Genomic DNA, 24,233 nt, shown 5'->3' on the forward strand with positions numbered 1-24,233 from the left:
AACAGGTGACCCGCCGGCGGGTCGTCCGGCCACAGTGGTGGCTCGGGGTGCCCCGCCGGGCGGGTCAGGGCACCACGACGACCGGCCAGCGGCCGGTGCGGACCAGCCGGGTGGCGACGGAGCCGACGAGGCGGTGCCCCGCCTGCTCCGACGCCCCGACCACGACCAGGTCCGCCCGGGTCTCGTCGGCCGCCGCGCACAGCTCGGTGTACGCGTCCCCGCGCCGGCAGAGCAGGGTGACCGGCACGCCGAACTCGTCCGCGCCCCGCCGGCACTCCCGGCGCAGCTCGGCGACCAGCTCGTCGTGGGTGCGCTGCAGCGCGCCGGCGTCCACGCCGGGGATCAGCGTGGCGAAGCCGGGCGGTGAGCTGACGAAGACGACGACCAGGGCGGAGCCCTGCCGGCGGGCCAGGCCGGCGGCGTACCAGCCGGCCCGCTCGGCGGTGCGGGTCCCGTCCACCCCGACGAGCACCACCCGGGGCCCGTCCGTGCCGCGCTCGTACGGCAGCGGACGGGTCTGCGGGCCGTACTCCTCGCGGTCCACCGGTGCGCTCACGGCGTCACTCCCTGATGCCGGTCCGTACCACGGCGGCCCCGCCGCCGGCGGCGACGGTCGACTCCCGCTCGACCTCGGCGGCGAGCGGGTCACCGGTGTGCCGGCGCAGCGGCACCTCCCGGATGAAGCAGACCGCGATCAGGGCGATCAGTCCGAACGGCGCGGCGACCAGGAAGATGTCCCCGGCGCCGTGGCCGTACGCGGACTCCACGACCAGGCGGATCGGGGCGGGCAGCGTGTGCACGTCGGGCAGGGTGCCGCCGCTGCCGGAGCCGGAGGCCGGGATGCCCAGGCCGGTCAGGCCCTCGGCGATGTAGTCCTTGACCCGGTGCCCGAGCACCGCGCCGAGCGCCGAGACGCCGATCGCGCCGCCGAGGCTGCGGAAGAAGGCGACGGTCGAGCTGGCCGCGCCGAGTTCGTGCGCGCCGACGGTGTTCTGCACGGCCAGCACGAGGTTCTGCATGGTCATGCCGAGCCCGATGCCGATCAGCGCCATGTAGCCGGCGAGCTGCCAGTACGGGGTGTCGTAGCGCAGCGTGCCCATCAGCGCGAAGCCGAGGGTGAGCAGCGCCGAGCCGGCCACCAGGTACCGCTTCCAACGACCGGTGTTGGTGATGATCCGGCCGGTGACCGTGGAGGAGACCAGCAGGCCGAGGATCATCGGCAGGGTCATCAGGCCGGACATGGTCGGGCTCTCGCCGCGACTGATCTGGAAGTACTGGCCCAGGAAGACCGACGCGCCGAACATGCCGACGCCGACCGCGATGCTGGCGATGACGGCGAGGGTGATGGTGCGGTTGCGGAACAGGTGCGGCGGGATCATCGGCTCGCTGGCCTGGTTCTCGACCCGGACGGCGAGCACCGCCAGCAGCAGCGCGCCGGCCACCAGGGCGGCGGTCTGCCAGGAGAGCCAGGCGTACCGGTCGCCGGCGAGGGTGACCCAGATCAGCAGCACCGAGACGGCGGCGGTGATCAGGGTGGCGCCCCACCAGTCGATCTTCGCCGCCCGCTTGACCACCGGCAGGTGCAGCGTCTTCTGGAGCACGACCAGGGCGAGGATTGCGAACGGCACGCCGACGTAGAAGCACCAGCGCCAGCCGAGCCAGGAGGTGTCGACGATCACGCCGCCGATCAGCGGGCCGCCGATGGTGCCGACGGCCATCACCGCGCCCAGGTAGCCGCTGTAGCGGCCCCGCTCGCGCGGCGAGATCATCGTCGCCATGATCACCTGCGCCAGCGCGGTGAGGCCGCCGGCGCCCACGCCCTGCAGCACCCGGCAGGCGATCAGCTGCCCGGTGGACTGCGAGAGCCCGGCCAGCACGGAGCCCAGCACGAAGATGGTCAGGGAGAGCTGGACCAGGATCTTCTTGCTGGTCAGGTCGGCGAGCTTGCCCCAGATCGGGGTGGTCGCGGTGGTCGCCAGCAGCGTCGAGGTGACGACCCACGTGTACGCGGACTGGCCACCCTTCAGCTCGGTGATGATCCGCGGCAGCGCGTTCGAGACGACCGTCGAGGAGAGGATGGCGACGAACATGCCCAGCAGCAGGCCGGAGAGGGCCTCCAGGATCTGCCGGTGGGTCATGTCGACGGCGGTCGCCCGGGTGGGCGCTGGCGCCTGGGTCATCGTGACTGCCTCCGTGGGAGTGGAGAGAAAGAGTTGCCTCAGGCAACCGTACGGCTTGGTTGCCTCAAGCAACAACTTGGCGGACCGGCAGGGTATTCCGCCCGGACGGTCGGGTCAGAAGGTCTCGTTGAACCGGTGCAGCAGCCGGGCGAACTCCGCCACGTCCCGCCTCGGCCAGCTCTCCATCGTCCGGCGGATCTGCCCCAGCCGGGCCGCCCGCGCCGCGTCGAAGCGCCGGGTGCCCTCCTCGGTGAGGCTGATCAGCGCCGCCCGCCGATCGTCCGGGTCCGGGTCGCGGCGTACCAGGCCGAGCCCCTCCAGGCCGTGGATCTGCCGGCTGAGCGTCCCCTTGCCGATGCCGAGCCGGACGGCCAGGTCGGTCAGCCGGATCGAACCGGAGCGCCGGAGCCAGAGCAGCAGCCCGTACGCGTTCGGCTCCAGGTTCGGGTGCACCTCCCGGGCGATCTCCCAGGACAGCGCGCGACCCCGGCGCAGCAACGCGGTCAGTTCGTCCTCCACCGCGCGCAGGGTCTCCGGCAGATGCTCTTCCACGGCACAGAGCGTACGGGGCCGGCTCAGGCCGCCGGGGTGAGCCGCTGCCGGGCGACCTCGCGCAGGTGGCCGTCGCTGGTGGTGCCCTCGATCAGCACCTCGGCCTGCCGGCCGGTGTGCGCCAGCGTGGCCACCGCGTTGCCGAAGTACGGCCCGGCCAGCTTCCGCCAGCGCACGCTCGGCCGGCGTACCCCGGCGGAGCGGGCCAGCGCCCGGGTGGCCGCGGCCGGCCCCGGCGACCAGCCCAGCTTCATCAGCGGGCGCATCCCGGCCGGCACCTGGTTGTGGATCGGGGAACAGGTCAACTGGTGCACCGGGGTACGCACCGCCGGGTCGGCGAACCGGGCCCGGGCCACGTACGAATGGTGCACGTCGCCGGAGAGCACGCTGATCGAGGCCGGCGGCGCGTACGCCGGGCCGGCGCCGACCCGCTCGCCCGGGCTGCCCGGGGCGCCGCTGCCGAGCCGGGCGAAGAGCGCGCCGAGCGCCTCGAAGGAGCGGCTGAACGCGGCCCAGTGCTCCAGGTCACAGGCCCGGCGGATCCGCTCGGAGAGCCTGGCCAGCCACGGCCGGCGGGAGTCGGCGAGCCGCTCGTTCCACGTCTCGACGTGGTGGATCCCCGGGGGCAGCAGCCAGGGCAGCGAGGCGCCGACCACCAGGTGGTCGTAGACCCCGTGCGCCCGGTCCAGGAACCAGGACCACTCGCCGGGCGGCAGCATGGCCCGGTTGCCCGGTTGCAGCACCCGGCTGCACCGGTTGTCCAGCATGACCAGCCGGGTCCGCCCCAGGTCGAGGGCGTAGCTCCACTGGTACTGCACGGCCCGCCAGCGCTCGGTGTCGTGCGCCTCGTCGGCCTCGGCGTCCACCCGCTCGCCGAACTCGCGCAGCACGGTGGTGGCGTCCTCGGCGGCGACCACCTTGGCGTAGAGCGGGTCGTCGGCGATCTCGTCGGGGGAGAGGTTGCCCAGGTGCTGGTAGACCCAGTAGGAGGCGAGGCCGCTGCGGATCCGCTCGGCCCACCAGGGCTGCCGGCGCATCTCCGCCCGCCAGGAGGCGGAGGTGTTCCAGTCGTCGATGACCTCGTGGTCGTCGAAGATCATGACGCTCGGCACGGTGGAGAGCAGCCAGCGGATCTCCGGGTCGCGCCACGACTCCAGGTAGAGCTTGGTGTACTCGTCGAAGCTCACCACCTGGTCGGTGGGGGCGTTCTTCGGGCGCCGACGGCGCCGCTTGAGCAGCCGCTTCACCGTGGGCGAGGTCACGTCGGCGTAGACCTGGTCGCCGAGCAGCACCAGCAGGTCGGGCAGGCCGGCCGGGTCCGGGTCGGCCATCAACCGCCGGGCGTACGCGTCGAGCGCGTCCGGGGGCAGCCGCCGGGTGGTGGCGTGCTGGGTGGTCTCCCGGCACGAGCCGAAGATCAGCCGCACCGGCTGGTCGAGGTCGTCGGCGGCCCGGGTACGGATCACGCTGGGCGGGAAGTCGTCGCGCGGCACCGGCCAGGCGACCTCGCCGTCGACCAGCACCTCGTAGCTGGTGGCGCTGTCCGGAGTGAGCCCCTCGACGACCACGAGCGCGTAGTGGTGGTCGTACGCGGAGAAGGTCGGCGCGGAGCCGACGGCCCCGTCGGCCGTGCGGACGGTGACCACGGCGGGCGCGCTGGTCTCGACCCAGACGGTGGCCCGCGTGCCGACCACCCGCCGCAGCAGGGGGCCGATGAGCAGGCATGGGGCGGGCATGGCGAGACCTCCGAGGTGAGCGGACTTCATCTTTACTACCCCGCCGGCGGTCGCACCACTGCTGGCTGTGGCCGAGCCTACCGCCGGAGCCGGCCGACGCCACGGGGTGCGGTCGATGAGACGCCGCCGCCGGCATCTGACAGGATTTCGGCATGACGGAATACCTCCTCGTCGCGCTCGCCCTGCTCGCGGTGCTGATCCTCGGCGGCCTCAGCCTGGTGGTGCCCCGGCTGCGCCGGCGCCCCGAGCCGCCGCTGCCGGAGACCGAGGTCGGCACCCGGGCCGAGGAGGACCTGGCGGGTCCGCCCGTCCAGGCGCCCGAGGCCGAACTCACCACCGGCATCCTGGTCGAGCCGCCGGTGATCGTGGCGCCCCCGCTGGAGGTGCCCGAGCCGACCGCCGGGCGGCTGGTCCGGCTGCGCTCCCGGCTGTCCCGCTCGCAGAACGCCTTCGGCAAGGGCCTGCTCGGCCTGCTCAGCCGCGACCACCTCGACGAGGACACCTGGGAGGAGATCCAGGACAGCCTGATCACCGCCGACGTCGGCGTCGACGCCACCCGGGAGATCGTCGACCGGCTCCGCGAGCGGACCCGGGTGCTCGGCACCCGCTCGGCCAACGAGCTGCGCGCGCTGCTCGCCGCCGAGCTGGTCAACGCCCTCGACCCGAGCCTGGACCGCGCCCTGCGGACCGCCCCCAAGGACGGCCGGCCGGCGGTGCTGATGGTGGTCGGCGTCAACGGCGCGGGCAAGACCACCACCTGCGGCAAGATCGCCCGGGTGCTGATCGCCGACGGCCGGACGGTCACCCTCGGCGCGGCCGACACCTTCCGGGCCGCCGCCGCCGACCAGCTGGAGACCTGGGGCAGTCGGGTGGGCGCCATCACGGTGCGCGGCGCGGAGCGCGCCGACCCGGCCAGTGTCGCCTTCGACGCCGTCCGCGAGGGCATCGAGGCCGGCACCGACACGGTCCTGATCGACACCGCCGGTCGCCTGCAGAACAAGGTCGGCCTGATGGACGAGCTGGGCAAGGTCAAGCGGGTGGTGGAGAAGCACGGCCCGATCGACGAGACACTGCTCGTCCTGGACGCCACCACCGGCCAGAACGGCCTGGAGCAGGCCCGGGTCTTCACCGAGGTGGTCAACGTGACCGGGGTGGTGCTGAGCAAGCTCGACGGCACCGCCAAGGGCGGCATCGTGATCGCCGTGCAGCGCAAGCTCGGCATCCCGGTCAAGCTGGTCGGGCTGGGCGAGGGGGCGGACGACCTGGCCCCGTTCGACCCGGCGCAGTTCGTCGACGCGCTGCTCGGCACCGAGCCGCTCGCCCGGGACGCGTAATCTCGCAGTGACGACTGACGATCGCGCGTTCGCCGGGTGGCGTGACCCACGCCACGCGCCGCCGGCCCTGGGGAGACCGTACGTGACCTCGCAGGAAATCCCGCTGCACGGCGGGAACGTGAGCACCGTGGTCCGGGTCGGCGACACCGTCCGGCGCAACGCCGGCCCGTGGACGCCCTCCGTGCACGCCCTGCTGCGCCACCTGGAGTACGTCGGGTTCACCGGCGCGCCCCGCGCGCTCGGCATGGACGAGCGCAACCGGGAGGTCTTGTCGTACCTGGAGGGGGAGTGCGGGGAATATCCGCTGGCCCCGCACTGGGTCACCGACGAGGCGCTGGTGACGGTGGCGACCATGCTGCGGATGTTCCACGACGCGCAGTACGGCTTCGCCCCGCCGCCCGGCGCGGTCTGGCGCTCGTTCGGCCCGCCCCCGCCGGACACCGAGGTCATCTGCCACCACGACGCCGCCCCGCACAACGTGATCTGGCGGCCGGACGGCACCCTCGGGCTGATCGACTTCGACCTCGCCTCGCCCGGCGCCCGGATCTACGACGTGGCGTACGCGGCCTGGACCTGGGTGCCGATCTTCTCCGACCGGGACTCGATCACCCTCGGCTGGAAGCACCCGGACCGGCCGCGCCGGCTGCGGCTCTTCGCCGACGCGTACGGGCTGATCCCGCGCGACCGGCACCGGCTGATCCGGACCCTCCGCAAGCGGATCGTCGACCACGTCGAGGGCATCCGCCGGATGGCGGCGGCCGGCGAGCCGGCGTTCGTGCGGATCGTGCACAAGGGCCACCTGCGCCGCCCGATGCGCGACCTGCGGCTGCTCGACTACGAGCGGCACGCCCTGGAGTACGCCCTGCGCTGACCCGGTCGACCCGGGAGGAGTGGCCGTTGCGCGCGCGACGGCCACTCTCGCCGTTTCGGGGACCATGATCGACGTTCTTCACACGCCCGAAACAACCCGTCACGCGTCGGAAATCGAGCGGTGTCGGTGAAGGAAACAGGCGGCGGCGAAGCTTCCCGCCAACCGGCTGACGGGCGATGCTGCCAGGTTCCAGTCGGATGGGAGGACTTCCACACCGAGAGGAGGCAGCGTGGAGATCAACACCGGCAACACCGCCTGGTTGCTCCTGTCGTCTGCGCTCGTGCTGCTCATGACGCCGGGGCTGGCCCTGTTCTACGGGGGGCTCAACCGGTCCAAGGGCGTACTCAACATGATGATGATGAGCTTCTCCGCGATCGGGCTCATCTCCGTACTCTGGGTCATCTACGGCTTCACCCTCGCGTTCGGCACCAACGACAACGCGGGCGTCAACAACGTGATCGGCAGCTTCACCCAGTACCTCGGCACCGAGACCAGCTTCATCGGCGAGGAGTGGCTCTTCCTCGGCGCGGGGACCGGCATCCCCACGTACGTCTTCCTGGTCTTCCAGATGATGTTCGCCGTCATCACGGTGGCCCTGATCAGCGGCGCGGTCTCCGACCGGCTGAAGTTCTCCGGCTGGCTGCTCTTCGCCTTCGCCTGGTTCACGCTGGTCTACATCCCGGTCGCGCACTGGGTGTGGGGTGGCGGCTTCATCGGCGCCAAGATCAAGGCATTGGACTTCGCCGGTGGCACCGCGGTCCACATCAACGCCGGCGCCGCCGCGCTCGGCCTGGTGCTGGTGCTCGGCAAGCGGCTCGGCTGGCCCCGGGAGAGCTTCAAGCCGCACAACGTCCCGCTGGTCGCGCTCGGTGCCGGCCTGCTCTGGTTCGGCTGGTTCGGCTTCAACGCCGGCTCCGAGCTGACCGTCGACGGCACCACCGCGGTGGCCTTCGTCAACACCCAGGTCGCCACGGCCGCCGGCCTGGTCGGCTGGATCATCGTCGAGTGGCTGCGCAACGGGAAGCCGACCCTGGTCGGCGCCTCCTCCGGCGCCGTCGCCGGCCTGGTCGCCATCACCCCGGCCTGCGGCTTCATCGCCCCGTTGCCGTCGGTGCTGCTCGGCCTCGTCGCCGGCGCGGTCTGCGCGGTGGCGGTCGGCCTGAAGTACAAGCTCGGCTTCGACGACTCGCTCGACGTGGTCGGCGTGCACTTCGTCGCCGGCTGGATCGGCTCGCTCTCCATCGGCCTCTTCGCCACCCTCCAGGTCAACTCCGCCATCGAGGGCCTGGGCGGCAGCGAGGGCCTGTTCTACGGCGGCGGGCTGACCCAGCTCGGCCGTCAGGCGCTGGGCAGCGGCATCGTCTCGGTCTACTCCTTCGCGGTGGCCGTGGTGATCGCGCTCGCCGTCAAGGCGCTGATCGGGCTCCGCTCCGACGCCGAGGACGAGGTCGCCGGCATCGACGTGGCCGAGCACGCGGAGAGCGCGTACGACCAGTCGCCGACCACCGGCAGCGCCGGCGGTGGCGCGTTCGCGCTGGCCGGGCTGACCCCGGGCGCCGCGAAGCCGGCCTCGGACGAGGACGGCGAACCGGCCACCGAGCCGGTCAGCGAGAAGGTCGCCGGTTAACGTTCCTGGGATGGAGGGGTTGGACATGAAGCTGGTGACCGCGGTCATCAAGCCGTACCAGCTGGACGCGGTGAAGGAGGCCCTGCACGCCCTCGGCGTGGCCGGCCTGACCGTCAGCGAGGTCCAGGGGTACGGGCGGCAGAAGGGGCACACCGAGGTCTACCGGGGTGCCGAGTACACGGTCGAGTTCCTGCCCAAGATCCGGGTCGAGGTGCTCACCGACGAGATGGACGTCGACAAGATCGTGGACGCGATCGTCGCCGCCGCCCGGACCGGCAAGATCGGCGACGGCAAGGTCTGGGTCACCGGGGTCGAGGAGGTCGTCCGGGTCCGTACCGGCGAGCGCGGCCTCGACGCCCTCTAGGAGCCACCATGACCTCGTTGATCAAGAGGAATGCGTCAGGACACGCCGACAACGGTGACGCAAACCTCTTGATCAACGAGGTCGGTGGCATCGGGGAGGCGGCGCGGCGGGAGCGGGCTGCGGGGTTCGACCGGTGGCTCGGGTCGTTGTTGCCGGGGCGGGACGGGATCGCGCTGGTCGCCGTCGGCGGCCTGGGGCGGCGGCAGTGCGCGCCGCACGGCGACCTCGACCTGGTGCTCCTGCACGCCGGGGTGCCCGGTGTCGACGAGCTCGCCGCGTCGCTGTGGTACCCCATCTGGGACGCCGGCGTCCGGCTCGACCACTCGGTGCGCACCCTCGCCGAGGCGCTCTCGGTGGCCCAGGACGACGTCAAGGTCGCCCTCGCGCTGCTCGACGCGCGCTTCGTCGCCGGCGACCGGGCGCTCGCCGACACACTCATCCGCACCGCCGCCGACCACTGGCGGCGCACCGCCGTCCGTCGGCTCCCCGCCCTGCGGGAGCTCACCGAGAGTCGCTGGCGTACCCACGGCGAGCTGGCCTTCCTGCTCGAGGGAGACCTCAAGGAGGCCGCCGGCGGGCTGCGCGACGTGGGCCTGCTGCGGGCCATCGCCACCGCCGGCATCACCGACGCGCTGCGCCCCGCCGTCCGGGCCGCGCACCTGCGCCTGCTGGACACCCGCGACGCCCTGCACCATCAGGTCGGCCGCCGGGTCGACCGGCTCATCGCGCAGGAACGCGACGGCGTGGCCGGGCTGCTCGGCCTGCGACAGTCCCCGCCCGGCGGCTCCGACGACGCGCAGCAGGCCGCCGCCGTGACGAGCGACGGTGACGTCCTGCTGCGCCGGGTCGCCGGGGACGCCCGCACCGTCAGCCACGCCCTCGACGACGCCTGGCGCGCCGCCGACCGGTTGCGCTCCGGCCGCCGCCGGGGCGGCGACGGCCGCCCGGTGCGCCGGCCCGTCGCCCGGGACGTCGTCGAGCACGACGGGGAACTGGTGCTGGCCCGCACCGCCATCGGCGCCCGCCCCGACCCGAGCCTGTCGCTGCGGATCGCCGCCGCCGCGGCCACCACCCGGCTGCCGATCGCCCGGGCCACCTGCGAGTGGCTGGCCGCGTACTGCCCGCCGCTGCCCGCACCCTGGCCGCCGGCCGCCCGCGCCGCGCTGATCACCCTGCTCGGGGCCGGTCCCGGTCTGGTGCCCGCCTGGGAGACCTGCGACCGGTACGGCCTGATCGACGGCTGGCTGCCGGAGTGGACCCGGCTGCGCAGCCTGCCCCAGCACAACCCGGTGCACCGGTTCACCCTCGACCGGCACCTGGTGCAGACCGCGTACGAGGCGAGCCGGCACACCCGCGAGGTGGACCGCCCCGACCTGCTGCTGCTCGGCGCGTTCCTGCACGACATCGGCAAGGGGCTGCCCGGCGACCACAGCACGGTCGGCGCCCCCCTCGCCGAGGCGGTGGCCGTCCGGATCGGCCTGCCCGCGCCGGAGGCGGCGCTGATCGGCACGCTGGTCCGGCTGCACCTGCTCCTGCCCGACGTGGCCACCCGGCGGGACCTCGACGACCCGGTGACCATCGCCGGGGTCGCCGAGCGGGTCGGCGACACCACCACGCTGGACCTGCTGCACGGCCTGGTCCGCGCCGACGCGGCGGCCACCGGGCCGGCCGCCTGGTCGGACTGGAAGGGGCGGCTGGTCGCCGAGCTGGTGGCCCGGGTGCGTACCGCGCTGGACACCGGCGCCCTGCCCGCGCCCCCGGCCCCGGACCCGGCGCTGGTGGCGGGGCCGCTGCCGGTCGTACACCTGACCGAGGACCGGGTGTCGGTGGCCGCCGCGGACCGGCGCGGCCTGCTCGCGACGGTGGCCGGCTGCCTGGCCCTGCACCGGCTGGAGGTGCTGGCCGCGGACGCCTCCACGGTCGACGGCCGGGCCTTGGTCGAGTGCCGGGTGCAGCCGCGCTACGGGCTCGAGCCGGACCCGATCGCGCTCAGCGCCGACCTGCGTCGCGCCGTCAACGGGGACGTCTCCGTCACCCAGCGGCTGCGCGGCCGGGCTCTCGCGGCGCGGGGGGAGGGGGCCGCGCCGCGGGTGGTCTGGCACCGGGAGGCAGCCACCGACGCGGTGCTGCTGGAGCTGCGCGCCGCCGACGCCGCCGGGCTGCTCTACCGGGTGACCTGCGCCCTCGACGAGGCCGGCGCCCAGGTCCGCGCGGCCCGGATCTCCACCCTCGGCGGTGACGTGGTGGACGCGTTCTACCTGGTCGGCGGCTGGCCCTCCGACGCCGAACGGGCCCGGCTCGAAGCCGCCGTCCTGGCCGCCGTCTGACCCGACCGCCGACCGCCGGGTACGTCCGGCGGCGTAGGCGCGGTGCCGCGCGCGGGCGGACGACGCCCGCCCGGACCGGGGGCAGAATGACCGGCATGCGCCTGCGGGAAGACTCCGGCAGCCGTCGCCAGGAGGCGGTGGCCGACCTGGCGCTGGCCGTGGTCCTGCTGCTGCTCGGCCTGCTCGCCACCGGCCCGGCCGGCCGCAACCAGCCCGGCGCCACGCCGGTCGACGCCGGCTGCCTGGCCCTGGTCACGGTCGCCACCCTCGCGCTGACCGGGCGCCGCCTCGCACCCCGCGCCACCCTCGCCGTGGTCACCGTCGCCGTCTCCACCTACCTGGTGCTCGGCTACCCGTACGGGCCGGTGCTGCTGACCTTCCTGGTCGCCGTCTACACGGTGGCGGTCCGGCTGCCGATCCGGCCGGCCGCCGTCGCCGCGGCGGCGGCGCTCGCGGTGATCCTGGTGCACGTCTTCTGGTCCCGGGGCTCCTCGCTCGGCCTGCCCGGGGTGCTGCCCGGATCGGCCTGGGTCGTCGTACCGTTCGCGCTGGGGGTGGCGGTGCGGACCAACCGGGAGACCGTCACCCGGACCCGGGCCGAGCAGGCCCGCCGGCAGGCCGACGAGGAGCGGCTGCGGATCGCCCAGGAGGTGCACGACGTGGTGGGGCACGGGCTCGCGGCGATCAGCATGCAGGCCGACATCGCGCTGCACCTGCTGCCCAAGCGGCCCGAGCAGGCCGAGGCGGCGCTGACCGCGATCAGCCGGACCAGCCGGGAGGCCCTGGACGAGCTGCGGGTCACCCTCGGGGCGGTCCGGCGCGGCACCGAGCGGGGGCCGGTGCCGGGGCTGGCCCGGCTCGACGCCCTGCGGGAGCGGTTGGCCGGGGCGGGCCTCGCCGTCGACCTGCGGGTGACCGGCGAGCCACGGCCGCTGCCCGGCGCGGTGGACCTGGCCGCGTACCGGGTGGTGCAGGAGGCGCTGACCAACGTGCTGCGGCACGCCCGGGTCGCCGCCGCGCGGGTGCGGGTCGACTACGGCCGGGAGGAGCTGGTGGTGGAGGTGACCGACCGGGGCGTGGGCGCGCCCGGCGCGGCGGGGCACGGGCTGGCCGGGATGCGTGAGCGGGTCACCGCGCTGGGCGGCTCGCTGACCGCCGGCCCCGGCCCCGACGGCGGCTTCCGGGTGTCCGCCCGGCTGCCGGTGGAGGCGCGGCGGTGATCCGGGTGGTGGTCGCCGACGACCAGGACCTCGTCCGGATCGGCCTGCGGGCGCTGATCGAGAGCGAGGACGACCTCACCCTGGCCGGCGAGGCCGCCGACGGGCTGCGGGCGGTGGAGCTGGCCCGCCAGGTACGCCCCGACGTGGTGCTGATGGACGTCCGGATGCCCGGCGTGGACGGCATCGAGGCCACCCGGCGGATCGTCGCCGACCCGGAGCTGGCCGGTACCCGGGTGATCGTGCTGACCACCTTCGAGCTGGACGAGTACGTCTTCGACGCGCTGCGGCACGGGGCGAGCGGCTTCCTGACCAAGGACACCCGGCCGGCCGAGCTGCTGCGGGCGGTGCGCCTCGTCGCCGAGGGGGAGGCGCTGCTCTCGCCGTCGGTGACCCGGCGGGTGGTGCGGGAATTCGCCACCCGGCCGGCCCGGGTGCCCCGCCCGCACCCCCGGCTGGACACCCTCACCGAGCGGGAGCGGGAGGTGGTGGGGCTGGTCGGCGAGGGGCTCAGCAACGCCGAGATCGCCGACCGGCTGGTGGTGAGCCCGGCGACCGCGCGTACCCACGTCAGCCGGGCGATGGTCAAGCTGGCCGCCCGGGACCGGGCCCAGCTGGTGGTCTTCGCGTACCAGTCGGGGCTGGTCGACACCTGATCGTCCGGCGGTCCGGGCCGGCGGTGCGGGGCGGGCGGCCGTGGTGGAAGCGGGCCCGCGGAAGATCGCGACCGGGCCGGCCGGGTCTGCGCTGCCAGGGCCCGACCCGCGCGCCCCGGGCCGGGCCGGCGGCGGTGGCCGGGCCGAAGCGCGGGTGCGGGCGGCGGGCTACCCTTGCGGTGGCCGGTTCCTGCACCCCGGCCGCGTTGTGCCCGCCGTAACACTGACAAACGGGATGTTCGCGTGTTTGACACCTTGAGTGACCGCCTGTCCGGGATCTTCACCAAGCTCCGCGGCAAGGGTCGGCTCACCGACGCCGACATCGACGCCACCGCGCGCGAGATCCGCATGGCGTTGCTGGAGGCGGACGTCGCGCTGCCCGTGGTCAAGGGTTTCATCGCCAACCTCAAGGAGCGCGCCCGCGGCGCGGAGGTCTCCGAGGCGCTCAACCCGGCGCAGCAGATCGTCAAGATCGTCAACGAGGAGCTGATCAACGTCCTCGGCGGCGAGGGGCGGCGGCTCCAGTTCGCCAAGCAGCCGCCGACCGTGATCATGCTGGCCGGTCTCCAGGGTTCCGGTAAGACCACCCTCGCCGGCAAGCTGGCCCGCTGGCTCAAGGCCCAGGGTCACCAGCCGCTGCTGGTCGCCGCCGACCTCCAGCGCCCCAACGCCGTCGGGCAGCTCCAGGTGCTCGGTGGCCGTGCCGGCGTCGAGGTGTACGCCCCGGAGCCCGGCAACGGCGTCGGCGACCCGGTGCAGGTGGCACGCGCCTCGATCGAGCACGCCAAGCGGGCCGCCCGGGACATCGTGATCGTCGACACCGCCGGCCGCCTCGGTATCGACGCCGAGATGATGCAGCAGGCCGCCGACATCCGGGACGTGGTCCAGCCCGACGAGGTCATCTTCGTCGTCGACGCGATGGTCGGTCAGGACGCCGTGCGGACCGCCGAGGCGTTCCGCGACGGCGTCGGCATCACCGGTGTCGTCCTCTCGAAGCTCGACGGCGACGCGCGCGGTGGCGCCGCGCTGTCGGTCCGGGAGATCACCGGGCAGCCGATCCTCTTCGCCTCCACCGGCGAGAAGCTGGAGGACTTCGACGTCTTCCACCCCGACCGGATGGCCAGCCGGATCCTCGGCATGGGCGACGTCCTCACTCTGATCGAGCAGGCCGAGCAGGCCTTCGATACCGATCAGAAGGAGAAGATGACCGCCAAGCTGATGGGCGGCGAGCAGTTCACCCTGGAGGACTTCCTCGACCAGCTCATCGCGGTCCGCCGGATGGGCCCGATCGCCAACGTGCTGGCCATGATGCCCGGCATGGGGCAGATGAAGGACCAGCTCGCCGAGCTGGACGACAAGCACTTCGACCGGGTCACCGCGATCATCCGGTCGATGACCCCGGGCGAGCGGACCAACCCGAAGATCATCAACGGCTCCCGCCGGGCCCGCATCGCCAACGGCTCCGGCGTCACCGTGATGGACGTCAACCAGCTGCTCAACCGCTTCACCGACGCGCAGAAGATGATGAAGCAGATGGGCGGCATGATGGGCCTGCCCGGCGCGGGCCGGCGCAAGGCGACCAAGTCGCCGAAGAACAAGCGCAAGGGCACCAAGGGCGGCGGTCGGCCGCGTACCGGGGCGGGCGCCGGGCTGCCGGGCGGCTTCCCGGGCGGCATGCCGCAGCTCCCGCCGGGGCTGGACCCGGGCGACCTGGCCGGCGGTCAGGGCCTGCCGCCGGGCTTCAAGCTCCCGAAGATCGACTTCAACAAGCTCGGCAAGGGCGACGGCAAGCGCTGACCCCGGGCGGCCGGCGCGCGTCGCCGGCACCCGGGTCGCCTCGGACCGGCCGGTTCGGCCGGGGGGCGGTCGGTACCGCCACCCGGCACCGAATCACCGGCCCCGCGACCGCTTCGGTGGACGCTGACCAAGGAGGCTCTCCCGCCGCGCCTCCTTGTGCTCGGCGCGGCGCCGCTGCCGCGGCGTCAGCGCCGGCCGGCCACTCTGCCGCAGGTAGTTGGGCACCCGTCGGTCGTTCGGAATCGGCATGCTCATCGCGCGACCTCCTTGTCGGGGTGGACGGCGAGAGGGATGTCCCGCAGCGCGGGCACCTCCTGCCGTTGCGGCTCCCGGGTCAGGGTCGCGGTGAGCCGCTCCGAGCTGACCTCCAGGTACGGCGGCGCGTCGCCCTCGGCGTACTCGGCCACGGCGATCGCGACCGGCGGGCGGCACTGCCGGTCCGGGCGCACCTCGATGGTCTGCCCCGGCTGAATCAGGTACGACGGCCGGTTGACCTTGCCACCGTCGACGGTGAAGGTGTTGTGGGCGACGAGATCCCGCGCCGCGTCGACCGAGGGCGCGAAGCCGGCCCGGTGCACCAGCGCGTCGATCCGCTGTTCCAACTGCCCGACCAGGTTCTCCGTCGCGTCGCCCGGCTGCCTGCCGGCCGTCACCACCGCGCGGGCCAGCTGCCGCATGCGCAGCTCGTACGCCGCCCGGACCTGCCGCTGGTCGGCGTCGCTCAGCTGGTAGCCGCGCGGGGCGCGCCGCGGCCCGCCGCGGACACCGATCGGGTGCCGCTGGCGGCGCATCCGGTAGCCGTACGCCGGATGCAGCGGGACCTCGTCCGTGGGCGAGGGACGTACCGTCGTCCGGACAGCCATCTTTCCTCCCTGACCTCTCGGGTCCGACCACCGTCCACCGGCACCGGGTGAGGCCGCCCCACCCCATCCGGGTGAGCCTGCGGGGGTGGTAGCCGGGGCGGCTCGGGCCCGGCGCGGCACGGCGGCGGGTGATCCGGTAGGACTGTGCACATGGCTCTGCATGTGCGCGGTGTGCTCCTGCCGGACGACGAGGTCCGGGATCTCTGGCTGGTCGGCGACCGGGTCACCTTCGAACCGGTGCCCGGCGCCGAGACCGTGGTGGACGGCGGGTACGTGCTGCCCGGCCTGGTCGACGCGCACTGCCACATCGGCATCGCTCGGGGCGGTTCCCCGATCACCTCGCTCGACCAGGCCCGCGAGCTGGCCCGGATTGACCGGGACGCCGGGGTGCTCGCCATCCGGGACGCCGGCTCGCCGTTCCCGTACCCGGAACTCGACGACGAGCCGGGCCTGCCGCGACTGGCCCGCGCCGGGCGGCACGTCGCCCCGCCGAAGCGCTACCTGCGCGACATCGGCGTGGAGGTCGGCGCGGCCGAGGTGGCCGCGACGGTGGCGGCCCAGGCCGCCGCCGGCAACGGCTGGGTCAAGCTGGTCGGCGACTGGATCGACCGGGGCGTCGGCGACCTGGCGCCGTCCTGGGACGCCGACACGATGACCGCGGCCGTCGCGGCCGCGCACGCCGCCGGGGCCCGGGCCGCCGTGCACACCTTCTCCGAGTCGGCCGTGGAGATCATGGTGCGCGCCGGGGTGGACTCGGTGGAGCACGGCACCGGCCTGAGCCTCGACCTGATCGACCTGATGGCCCGGCAGGGCACCGCGCTGATCCCCACGATGATCAACATTCGGACCTTCGGCGGCATCGCCGACCAGGCCCGGGCCAGGTTCCCCGGGTACGCCGACCACATGCTCACCCTGCGCGACCGCTTCCCGGAGGTGGTCCGGGCCGCGTACGAGGCCGGCGTGCCGATCTACGTGGGCACCGACGCGGGCGGCGGCATCGACCACGGGCTGGCCGCCGAGGAGATGCTGCTCCTGCACGAGCAGGCCGGCATGTCCGCGACGGACGTCCTCGCCGCCGCCTCCTGGGGCGCCCGCGCCTGGCTCGGCTTCCCCGGCCTGGTCGAGGGCGGCCTCGCCGACCTCACCGTCTACCCCGAGGACCCCCGCCGGGACCTGCGCGTGGTCCGCACCCCCTCCCGCACCATCCTCCGCGGCCACCCCCTCCCCTGACCCCCCGCGCCCGCCCCTCGGCGCGCACTTTCATGGAAAGCGTGGCTATTCCGGGCCGCTTAGCCACTCTTTCGGGGAAAGTGCGCGGATCTTGGAGGGTGGGACCTGGGTCAGGGGGTTGCTGCCGTGAGGAAGAGGTGGAGGGCGAGGTCGGCCAGGGAGGACGCGGTCTGGTCGATGGGGGCGCGGGGCAGGACGATGTGGCTGACCACGAGGCGGACGACGGTGTCGGCGGCGAAGGCCAGGGCCGCCGGGTCGGCGGCGGGCAGGTGGTCGCCCGCCCAGTCCAGCAGGGCGCCGGAGGCCTCGGTGAGCACCAGTTCGGCGCGGGTGGTCAGGTACGGCAGCAGCGCGTCGGAGCCGCCCCGGGCGCTGGTCAGGATCGCCTTGATCAGCGGATTGCCGGCCGCCTCGGTCAGCGTGTGCCAGATGGCCGCGTACGCGCCGGCCCGCACGTCGGCGCCGTGCTCGCGCAGGGCCGCGCGGACGTCGGCGACGAACCGGTCCACCTCGCGTCGGGCGAGCGCCTCGGCCAGCCCCGCCTTGCTGCCGAACTCGTTGTAGACGGTCTGCCGGCTCACCCCGGCCGCGGCCGCCACCCCACCCATCCGTACCCCGTCCCACCCGGACGCGACGGTCTGCGCGCGAGCGGCGTCGACGATCATGTCGCGCAGCCGCTGCCGGGCGGAATCCCTCAGCTCACCCATGGTGGTCGAAGTCTACGATCGCCGACCCGCCCCGACGTCCGCCCGGCGGGCCCTAGGCACAGGGCCGTCCGGCCGTCCGGCCGTGCGGCGACGCGGACGCGGCGCGCCGCCTCCCGGGCGCAGCGGCGGGGCGGACGCCGCCTAGGATGTGCGGTCATGGCACGCGTGCTCACTCCCCGTGCGGAGGACTTTCCCCGCTGGTACCAGGACCTGATCGCCAAGGCGAAGCTGGCCGACAACGGCCCGGTCCGCGGCACCATGGTCATCCGACCGGCCGGCTACGCCATCTGGGAGCGGATGCAGGCCGAGATGGACGCCCGGATCAAGGCGGCCGGCGCGGAGAACGCGTACTTCCCGCTCTTCATCCCGGAGAGCTACCTCAAGCGCGAGGCGGAGCACGTCGAGGGCTTCTCGCCGGAGCTCGCCGTGGTCACCCACGGTGGCGGCAAGCAGCTCGCCGAGCCGGTGGTGGTGCGCCCCACCAGCGAGACGGTGATCGGCGAGTTCATGGCCAAGTGGATCGACTCGTACCGGGACCTGCCGCTGCTGCTCAACCAGTGGGCCAACGTGGTCCGCTGGGAGCTGCGCCCGCGGATCTTCCTGCGGACCAGCGAGTTCCTCTGGCAGGAGGGGCACACCGCGCACGCCACCCGCGAGGATGCCCGCGCCTACGCGCGGCGGATCCTGCACGAGGCGTACGAGGACCTGATGGTCAACGTGCTCGGCATTCCGGTGGTGGTCGGTCTGAAGACCGCCCGGGAGCGCTTCGCCGGCGCGACCGCCACGTACACCTGCGAAGGCATGATGGGCGACGGTAAGGCCCTCCAGCTCGGCACCAGCCACGAGCTGGGGCAGAACTTCGCCAAGGCCTTCGACATCAGCTACTCCTCCGCCGAGGGCGGCCGGGAGCACGCCTGGACGACCTCCTGGGGCACCTCGACCCGGATGCTCGGCGGTCTGATCATGGCCCACGGCGACGACAACGGCCTGCGGGTGCCGCCGAAGCTGGCGCCGGTCCAGGCGTACGTGATGATCGTCAAGGACGGCGAGGGCGTCGCCGAGGCGGCGGCCAAGCTCCGCGACGGCCTGCGGGACGCCGGCGTCCGGGTCGCGCTCGACGACCGCACCGACACCGCGTTCGGCCGCCGGGCCGTCGACGCCGAGCTGCGCGGCTACCCGGTACGCGTCGAGGTCGGCCCCCGCGACCTGGCCGCCGGCAATGCGGTGGTGGTCCGGCGTACGGACGGCTCGAAGGCCCCCACCCCGGTGGCGGACGTGGTCGACGCGGTGCTGGCCGCCCTGGAGGCCGACCAGCGGGTGCTGCACGACCAGGCGCTGGCCCACCGCGAGTCCCGCACCGTCGAGGTGTCGACGCTGGCCGAGGCGATCGAGGCGGCGGCCACCGGCTGGGCCAAGGTGCCGTGGTCGGCGGTCGGCGTGGCGGGTGAGGCCGAGGCGAACGGTCAGGGCGTCACCGTGCGCTGCCTGCTCCGCGCCGACGGCTCGGTGCCCGACTCGGAGGACGAGTCGGACCTGGTCGCCATCCTCGCCCGCGCCTACTGAGGTGCGCCCGGGCGGTCCCGCCGACCGGTTCGCGCCGGGTCGTCTGATCATGCACCGCAACGTGCGGCACGGCCGGATCGGTTGGGTCCGGCCGGGCCGGGTGGTCAGCGACGACGAGCGCGGACTGCTGATCTGGATCGCCCGGGACACCCCGGTCGCCCATGAGGTCACCGAGGCCGGCCTGGGGATGCGGGCGATGCCCTTCACCGAGTGGATCTCCTCGTCGTACCGGCTGGCGCGCGGCCGGTGGAGCGGCCCGCCGCTGCTGAAGTTCCTGCCCACCGGGGCGGCCCACTCGGTCTGGTGGTTCTCCGACGCGCGGGGCCGGTTCGCCAACTGGTACGTCAACCTGGAGGAGCCGGGCGTCCGCTGGGACGACGGCCAGGTCGCCGGGGTCGACGTGGTGGACCAGGACCTCGACGTGGTGGTGTACCCGGACCGCAGCTGGCGGTGGAAGGACGAGGAGGAGTTCGCCGAGCGGCTCGCCTTCCCCGACGACTACTGGGTGGCCGACGAGGCGGCGGTACGGGCCGAGGGGGAGCGGGTGATCGCCCGGGCCGAGGCGGGGGTGTTCCCGTTCGACGGCACCTGGTGCGACTTCGTCCCGCCGCCGGACTGGGACGTACCCGACGAACTGCCACCCGGCTGGGACCGTCCGCCGGTCCGCTGACCGTGTTCCGCGTCACCATCACGCCGCGTCGGGTGACCTGTCCGGGTCCGGTGTGAGAGATCGGCGCCGGATCTGGCAGAATGGGTCGCTGGTATCCGGCGCACGTCCGGCGCCCTCTAACCCGGGCGTGTCGCCAGTCCACCGAGTTGTCTCCGGCCCAACCCCACTGTGCCGGTCGGCGCTCACCCGTGCACCGCCCGTACCGGGTCGGTGAGATCGCAACAGGAGCGAAACAACTGTGGCCGTAAAGATCCGGCTCCTGCGGATGGGCAAGATCCGCAACCCGCAGTACCGCATCGTCATCGCCGACTCGCGCACCAAGCGCGACGGTCGCGCGATCGAGTTCGTCGGCGTGTACCAGCCGAAGGAAGACCCTTCGGTGATCGAGGTCAAGTCGGACCGGGTCCAGTACTGGCTCTCCGTCGGCGCGCAGCCGAGCGAGGCGGTGCAGCGTCTGCTGGAGCTGACCGGTGACTGGCAGAAGTTCAAGGGCCTGCCGGCCCCGCCGCCGCTGAAGGTCGCCCCCGAGCGCGCCGACCGCAAGGCGGCGTACGAGGCCGAGGCGAAGGCCGCCGCCGGCCTGGCTCCGGAGACCCCGGCCAAGCCGGCCAAGAAGGCCGCCAAGGCCGAGGCGCCGAAGACCGAGGCTCCGGCCGAGGCCCCGGCCGCTGCTGCCGACGCCGGTGAGCAGGCCTGACATGCCGCTGCGTCCCGCGCTGGAGCACCTGGTCAAGGGCATCGTGGACCACCCGGACGACGTGCGCGTCCGGATGGTCGACTCCCGTCGGGGCAAGCGGCTCGAGGTCCGCGTGCACCCCGAGGACCTCGGCACCGTGATCGGGCGGTCCGGTCGGACCGCCAAAGCACTGCGCCAGGTGATCGGCTCCATCGGTGGACGCGGAGTACGCGTCGACATCGTCGACTCGTACTGATGCTGCTCATCGTCGGCAGGATCGGCAAACCGCACGGCATCCGCGGTGAGGTCACCGTGGAGGTGCGGACCGACGAGCCCGAAGCGCGTTTCGCCCCTGGTTCGGTGCTGCGCACCGAACCAGGGGCGTCCGCCCCGGCCAACCCCGCCCCCGGTCCCGGCGTGGTGTTCACGGTCCCCGCGGAGCTGACCATCGAGTCGGCCCGCTGGCACCAGGGCCGGATGCTGGTCGCCTTCGAGGGCATCCTCGACCGCGAGGTCGCCGAGGCGCTGCGCGGCACCCTGCTCGGCGTGGACAGCGCCGACGTCGCGCCGCCGGAGGACTCGGAGGAGTTCCACGACCACCAACTGGTCGGTCTCGCCGCGGTCACCCCGGCCGGCGAGCACCTGGGCGAGGTGGCCCGGATCGACCACGCCCCCGCCTCGGACCTGCTGGTCCTGCGCCGCCCCGAGGGGCGTACCGCGCTGATCCCCTTCGTCAAGGCGATCGTCCCCGAGGTCGATCTCGCCGGCGGTCGCGTCGTGGTCGACCCGCCGGCCGGTCTGCTCGACCTCTGAGACCGGAGCCACCCCCAATGCGCGTCGACGTCGTGTCGATCTTCCCGGAGTATTTCGCCCCGCTGGACCTGTCGCTGATCGGCCGGGCCCGGGAGAACGGGACGCTGCGGCTGGCCGTACACGATCTGCGGAGCTGGACCCACGACGTGCACCGCACGGTCGACGACACGCCCTACGGCGGCGGCCCGGGCATGGTCATGCGGCCGGAGCCCTGGGGTGAGGCGCTCGACGCCCTCGCCCCCGACGAGCTCAGCCCCGACGGGCACACCCTGCCCCGGCTCCTGGTGCCCTCGCCGACCGGCGTCCGGTTCACCCAGGCCATGGCCCACGAGCTGGCCGCCGAGTCGCATTTGCTCTTCGCCTGCGGCCGGTACGAGGGCATCGACCAGCGGGTGCTGGAACACGCCGCGACCCGGATGCGGGTCACCGAGGTCTCCCTCGGCGACTACGTGCTCTTCGGCGGCGAGGTGGCGGTGCTGGTGATCCTGGAGGCGGTCACCCGGCTGCTGCCCGGGGTGCTCGGCAACGCCGGCTCGCTGGACGAGGAGTCGCACGCGCACGGGCTGCTGGAGGCCCCGATGTACACCAAGCCGGCGACCTGGCGCGGGCACGAGGTGCCGGAGGTGCTCCGCTCCGGCGACCACGGGCGGATCGCCCGGTGGCGGCGCGACGAGGCGCTGACCCGCACCGCCGCCCGGCGGCCCGACATGATCGCCGCGCTGCCCCCGGAGAGCCTGGACAAACGGGACGTCGCCGCGTTGGATCGGGCCGGATTTCAGCTGCCGCCGGGGGATGTGGCAAAGTAGAGGGGTTGCCGCATCCACCCGCGCCCGCGGGCGGCTGCGAGGATCCTCGACCGGGGTCGGCCCGCCGACCACCACCCGGGGATCAGAATCACCCATCCGCGCACCGAGTGACGGTGCGCCGTGAGCCTCACGAGGACGCAGCGATGAACATCCTGGACGCCCTTGACGCCCAGTCGAAGCGGACCGACCTCCCCGATTTCCGTGCCGGTGACACCGTCAAGGTGCACGCGCGGGTCGTCGAGGGCAACCGGTCCCGTGTCCAGATCTTCCAGGGCGTCGTCATCCGCCGCCAGGGTGACGGTCTGCGCGAGACCTTCTCGGTCCGCAAGGTCAGCTTCGGCGTGGGTGTGGAGCGGACGTACCCGCTCAACGGCCCGGGCATCGACCGGATCGAGGTCGTGACCCGCGGTGCCGTGCGTCGCGCCAAGCTCTACTACCTGCGCGAGCTGCGCGGCAAGAAGGCCAAGATCAAGGAGAAGCGGGAGAAGCAGCCCAGCTGACTTCCCGCTCGCCACGCCGCCTGAGCTGCGCGGGTGTCGTATCGACCAGATCGCATTACCCTGGTCGTACGGGCGCAGCGGGGCAGCGACGCCGCGACGCTGGTCACGGCGTGCGAATGTCCACTACCGCCCGTGGGGCCTCGACGAGGCTCCCGGGCGGTAGTGTCGTTTCTGCGGACCGGGGAGTGGCGTGGTGCAGGTGCTTGACGAGGACGGCACAGTCGATCCGTGGCGCCGGCGGACCCGGCGCACCCGCCGGCAGATGCCGCTCTGGCAGGAACTCCCGCTGCTGCTGGTCGTCGCCTTCTGTCTGGCCGTGCTGATCCGCACCTTCCTGCTCCAGGCCTTCTTCATCCCCTCCGGCTCGATGGAGGACACCCTCCTCATCGGCGACCGGGTGCTGGTCAACAAGGTGGTCTACGACGTGCGTGACCCGGTGCGCGGCGAGGTCGTGGTCTTCCGGGGCACCGACCGGTGGGTCGCGCAGGAGGTCCAGGAGCCCGAGCCCGGCTTCGCCGGCAAGGTCGGGCGGACGTTCGGCGACCTGGTCGGGGTCAGCCGCCCGGGCGAGAAGGACTTCATCAAGCGGGTCATCGGCGTACCGGGCGACCGGGTGAAGTGCTGTGACGACCAGGGGCGCGTGCTGGTCAACGGCACCCCCCTGGACGAGCCGTACGTGATCCGCAACTCGCCGCTCGACGTGCCGCCCAACGCCCGCGAGTGCCGGTCCCGGCGCTTCGAGGAGGTGGTCGTGCCGCCCGGTCAGATCTTCGTGATGGGCGACCACCGACTGGTCTCGCAGGACGCCCGCTGCCAGGGCCCGGTGCCGATCGACAACGTGGTCGGCCGGGCGTTCATGGTGGTCTGGCCGTCCCAGCGGTGGACCTCGCTGCCGGTGCCGGAGACCTTCGACCGGCTCTCCCGGCCGGCCGCCGCCCCGGCCGTCCCGCCGCCGGCTGAGCCGGCCCCGGTGGGCGGTGTCGCTCTCGTCCTCCCGGCGGTGACCCTGATGTCCGTTGTCGCGCGTTCCGGACGATCGGCCCGCGCCCGGGGACGTAGGCTCCACCCGTGATTGACGAGCAGACCGACAAGCCCCGCAGTTCCTTCTGGAAGGAGCTGCCCATCCTCCTGGGCGTGGCAATCCTGGTGGCGGTGCTGGTCCGCTACTTCGTGTTGCAGACCTTCTTCATCCCGTCCCCGTCGATGGAGAACACCCTCCAGATCGACGATCGGGTGCTGGTCAACAAGTTGGTCTACGACTTCCGGTCACCGCACCGCGGCGAGGTCGTCGTCTTCAAGGCGCCGACCGAGTGGAGCGGCAACCCCGACGGCGAGGACTTCATCAAGCGGGTGATCGGCGTCGGCGGCGACCACGTGGTCTGCTGCGACGACGACAAGCTGGTGATCAACGGCAAGCCGCTCTACGAGCCGTACATCTTCTCGGCCAACGGCGAGCGGGACAAGCCGGCCGACCAGGAGTTCGACATCACCGTGCCGGAGGGGCGGCTCTGGGTGATGGGCGACCACCGCTCCGCCTCCGGCGACTCGCTGGAGCACTGGCAGCAGTCCGGTCGGAACATCGACAGCGCCACCATCCCCGAGGACCAGGTCGTCGGGCGGGCCTTCACCGTGTTCTGGCCGGTGGACCGGGCCACCTGGCTCACCGTACCCAAGCAGTTCGACGCCGTCCCCAACCCGTAGCGGACCCGCGGCCCGGCCCCGGGCGTGGCAGTTCGTCACCGGC

Annotated in this window: 25 protein-coding genes; 18 read left to right on the forward strand and 7 right to left on the reverse strand. The window is 73.4% G+C overall.

The window, feature by feature from the left end; translation table 11 throughout:
• Positions 1–64 precede the first annotated feature (64 nt).
• The 4 genes from ACTWM8_RS07275 to ACTWM8_RS07290 all read right to left on the reverse strand — a co-directional run bounded on the left by ACTWM8_RS07275 (position 65) and on the right by ACTWM8_RS07290 (position 4,468).
• Entirely contained in the window at positions 65–556 is a 492-nt protein-coding gene (locus ACTWM8_RS07275; protein ID WP_446213140.1) for a universal stress protein, read from the reverse strand.
• Between the two features lie 4 nt (positions 557–560).
• The gene (locus ACTWM8_RS07280) at positions 561–2,180 is read right to left on the reverse strand and encodes an MDR family MFS transporter (RefSeq protein WP_446213141.1); all 1,620 of its coding nucleotides are present in this window, start codon (positions 2,178–2,180) and stop codon (positions 561–563) included.
• Positions 2,181–2,294: 114 nt separating this feature from the next.
• A complete protein-coding gene (locus tag ACTWM8_RS07285) occupies positions 2,295–2,732 on the reverse strand; it encodes a MarR family winged helix-turn-helix transcriptional regulator (RefSeq protein ID WP_238449354.1) in 438 nt (145 codons plus the stop codon).
• 23 nt (positions 2,733–2,755) lie between these two features.
• Entirely contained in the window at positions 2,756–4,468 is a 1,713-nt protein-coding gene (locus tag ACTWM8_RS07290) for an alkaline phosphatase D family protein (RefSeq protein ID WP_446213142.1), read from the reverse strand.
• Positions 4,469–4,620: 152 nt separating this feature from the next.
• Between ACTWM8_RS07290 and ftsY the strand changes: the two genes are divergently transcribed.
• The 8 genes from ftsY (at position 4,621) to ffh (ending at position 14,661) form a co-directional block, all read left to right on the forward strand.
• Complete coding sequence (ftsY, locus tag ACTWM8_RS07295; RefSeq protein ID WP_446213143.1) at positions 4,621–5,802, forward strand: signal recognition particle-docking protein FtsY; 1,182 nt, start codon at positions 4,621–4,623, stop codon at positions 5,800–5,802.
• Between the two features lie 7 nt (positions 5,803–5,809).
• A complete protein-coding gene (locus ACTWM8_RS07300) occupies positions 5,810–6,673 on the forward strand; it encodes a phosphotransferase (protein WP_446213144.1) in 864 nt (287 codons plus the stop codon).
• 289 nt (positions 6,674–6,962) lie between these two features.
• Positions 6,963–8,300, forward strand: a complete 1,338-nt coding sequence (locus ACTWM8_RS07305) for an ammonium transporter (RefSeq protein WP_446214486.1) — start codon at positions 6,963–6,965, stop codon at positions 8,298–8,300.
• A 25-nt stretch (positions 8,301–8,325) separates the two neighbouring features.
• Positions 8,326–8,664 carry a P-II family nitrogen regulator gene (locus ACTWM8_RS07310; RefSeq protein ID WP_170285500.1) on the forward strand — a complete coding sequence of 113 codons (339 nt, stop codon included), beginning with the start codon at positions 8,326–8,328 and terminating at the stop codon, positions 8,662–8,664.
• Between the two features lie 8 nt (positions 8,665–8,672).
• Positions 8,673–10,991: a [protein-PII] uridylyltransferase gene (locus ACTWM8_RS07315; protein ID WP_446213145.1), complete on the forward strand. Its 2,319-nt coding sequence runs from the start codon at positions 8,673–8,675 to the stop codon at positions 10,989–10,991.
• Between the two features lie 95 nt (positions 10,992–11,086).
• The gene (locus ACTWM8_RS07320) at positions 11,087–12,211 is read left to right on the forward strand and encodes a sensor histidine kinase (RefSeq protein WP_446213146.1); all 1,125 of its coding nucleotides are present in this window, start codon (positions 11,087–11,089) and stop codon (positions 12,209–12,211) included.
• Positions 12,208–12,864 (forward strand): response regulator transcription factor, encoded by a 657-nt coding sequence (locus ACTWM8_RS07325; protein WP_350801037.1) that lies wholly within the window; start codon positions 12,208–12,210, stop codon positions 12,862–12,864. The genes ACTWM8_RS07320 and ACTWM8_RS07325 overlap by 4 nt, the downstream gene beginning before the upstream one ends.
• Before the next feature lie 243 nt (positions 12,865–13,107).
• Positions 13,108–14,661: a signal recognition particle protein gene (gene ffh / locus ACTWM8_RS07330; RefSeq protein ID WP_446213147.1), complete on the forward strand. Its 1,554-nt coding sequence runs from the start codon at positions 13,108–13,110 to the stop codon at positions 14,659–14,661.
• Positions 14,662–14,754: 93 nt separating this feature from the next.
• On the opposite strand, the gene ACTWM8_RS07335 is transcribed toward ffh, so the two are convergent.
• Together ACTWM8_RS07335 and rpsD are read right to left on the reverse strand one after the other, a co-directional pair.
• Positions 14,755–14,916, reverse strand: a complete 162-nt coding sequence (locus tag ACTWM8_RS07335; RefSeq protein ID WP_446213148.1) for a hypothetical protein — start codon at positions 14,914–14,916, stop codon at positions 14,755–14,757.
• Complete coding sequence (gene rpsD, locus ACTWM8_RS07340; RefSeq protein WP_446213149.1) at positions 14,913–15,524, reverse strand: 30S ribosomal protein S4; 612 nt, start codon at positions 15,522–15,524, stop codon at positions 14,913–14,915. Before rpsD ends, ACTWM8_RS07335 begins: the two co-directional genes overlap by 4 nt.
• A 150-nt stretch (positions 15,525–15,674) precedes the next feature.
• Here rpsD and ACTWM8_RS07345 point away from each other — a divergent pair, with 150 nt between their 5' ends.
• Complete coding sequence (locus ACTWM8_RS07345; RefSeq protein ID WP_446213150.1) at positions 15,675–16,754, forward strand: amidohydrolase family protein; 1,080 nt, start codon at positions 15,675–15,677, stop codon at positions 16,752–16,754.
• 110 nt (positions 16,755–16,864) lie between these two features.
• Here ACTWM8_RS07345 and ACTWM8_RS07350 read toward each other — a convergent pair whose 3' ends face one another.
• The gene (locus ACTWM8_RS07350; RefSeq protein ID WP_446213151.1) at positions 16,865–17,461 is read right to left on the reverse strand and encodes a TetR family transcriptional regulator; all 597 of its coding nucleotides are present in this window, start codon (positions 17,459–17,461) and stop codon (positions 16,865–16,867) included.
• Positions 17,462–17,617: 156 nt separating this feature from the next.
• On the opposite strand from ACTWM8_RS07350, the gene proS reads away from it, so the two are divergent.
• The 9 genes from proS (at position 17,618) to lepB (ACTWM8_RS07395) (ending at position 24,190) form a co-directional block, all read left to right on the forward strand.
• Positions 17,618–19,024 carry a proline--tRNA ligase gene (proS, locus tag ACTWM8_RS07355; protein WP_446213152.1) on the forward strand — a complete coding sequence of 469 codons (1,407 nt, stop codon included), beginning with the start codon at positions 17,618–17,620 and terminating at the stop codon, positions 19,022–19,024.
• Between the two features lie 49 nt (positions 19,025–19,073).
• Entirely contained in the window at positions 19,074–19,694 is a 621-nt protein-coding gene (locus tag ACTWM8_RS07360; protein ID WP_446213153.1) for a DUF402 domain-containing protein, read from the forward strand.
• 238 nt (positions 19,695–19,932) lie between these two features.
• Entirely contained in the window at positions 19,933–20,391 is a 459-nt protein-coding gene (gene rpsP, locus ACTWM8_RS07365; RefSeq protein ID WP_446213154.1) for a 30S ribosomal protein S16, read from the forward strand.
• On the forward strand, positions 20,366–20,626 hold the full coding sequence (locus ACTWM8_RS07370) for an RNA-binding protein (RefSeq protein ID WP_172862164.1): 261 nt from the start codon (positions 20,366–20,368) through the stop codon (positions 20,624–20,626). The genes rpsP and ACTWM8_RS07370 overlap by 26 nt, the downstream gene beginning before the upstream one ends.
• A gap of 2 nt (positions 20,627–20,628) precedes the next feature.
• Entirely contained in the window at positions 20,629–21,183 is a 555-nt protein-coding gene (rimM, locus tag ACTWM8_RS07375; protein WP_446214487.1) for a ribosome maturation factor RimM, read from the forward strand.
• Positions 21,184–21,200: 17 nt separating this feature from the next.
• Positions 21,201–21,989 carry a tRNA (guanosine(37)-N1)-methyltransferase TrmD gene (trmD, locus tag ACTWM8_RS07380; protein ID WP_446213155.1) on the forward strand — a complete coding sequence of 263 codons (789 nt, stop codon included), beginning with the start codon at positions 21,201–21,203 and terminating at the stop codon, positions 21,987–21,989.
• Between the two features lie 143 nt (positions 21,990–22,132).
• The gene (gene rplS / locus ACTWM8_RS07385; protein WP_088991045.1) at positions 22,133–22,489 is read left to right on the forward strand and encodes a 50S ribosomal protein L19; all 357 of its coding nucleotides are present in this window, start codon (positions 22,133–22,135) and stop codon (positions 22,487–22,489) included.
• Positions 22,490–22,679: 190 nt separating this feature from the next.
• Entirely contained in the window at positions 22,680–23,561 is an 882-nt protein-coding gene (lepB, locus tag ACTWM8_RS07390) for a signal peptidase I (RefSeq protein ID WP_446213156.1), read from the forward strand.
• Positions 23,558–24,190 (forward strand): signal peptidase I, encoded by a 633-nt coding sequence (lepB, locus tag ACTWM8_RS07395; protein ID WP_446213157.1) that lies wholly within the window; start codon positions 23,558–23,560, stop codon positions 24,188–24,190. The genes lepB (ACTWM8_RS07390) and lepB (ACTWM8_RS07395) overlap by 4 nt, the downstream gene beginning before the upstream one ends.
• Positions 24,191–24,233: the final 43 nt, after the last annotated feature.

The sequence above is a fragment of the Micromonospora sp. IBSANI012 genome, assembly GCF_052814045.1.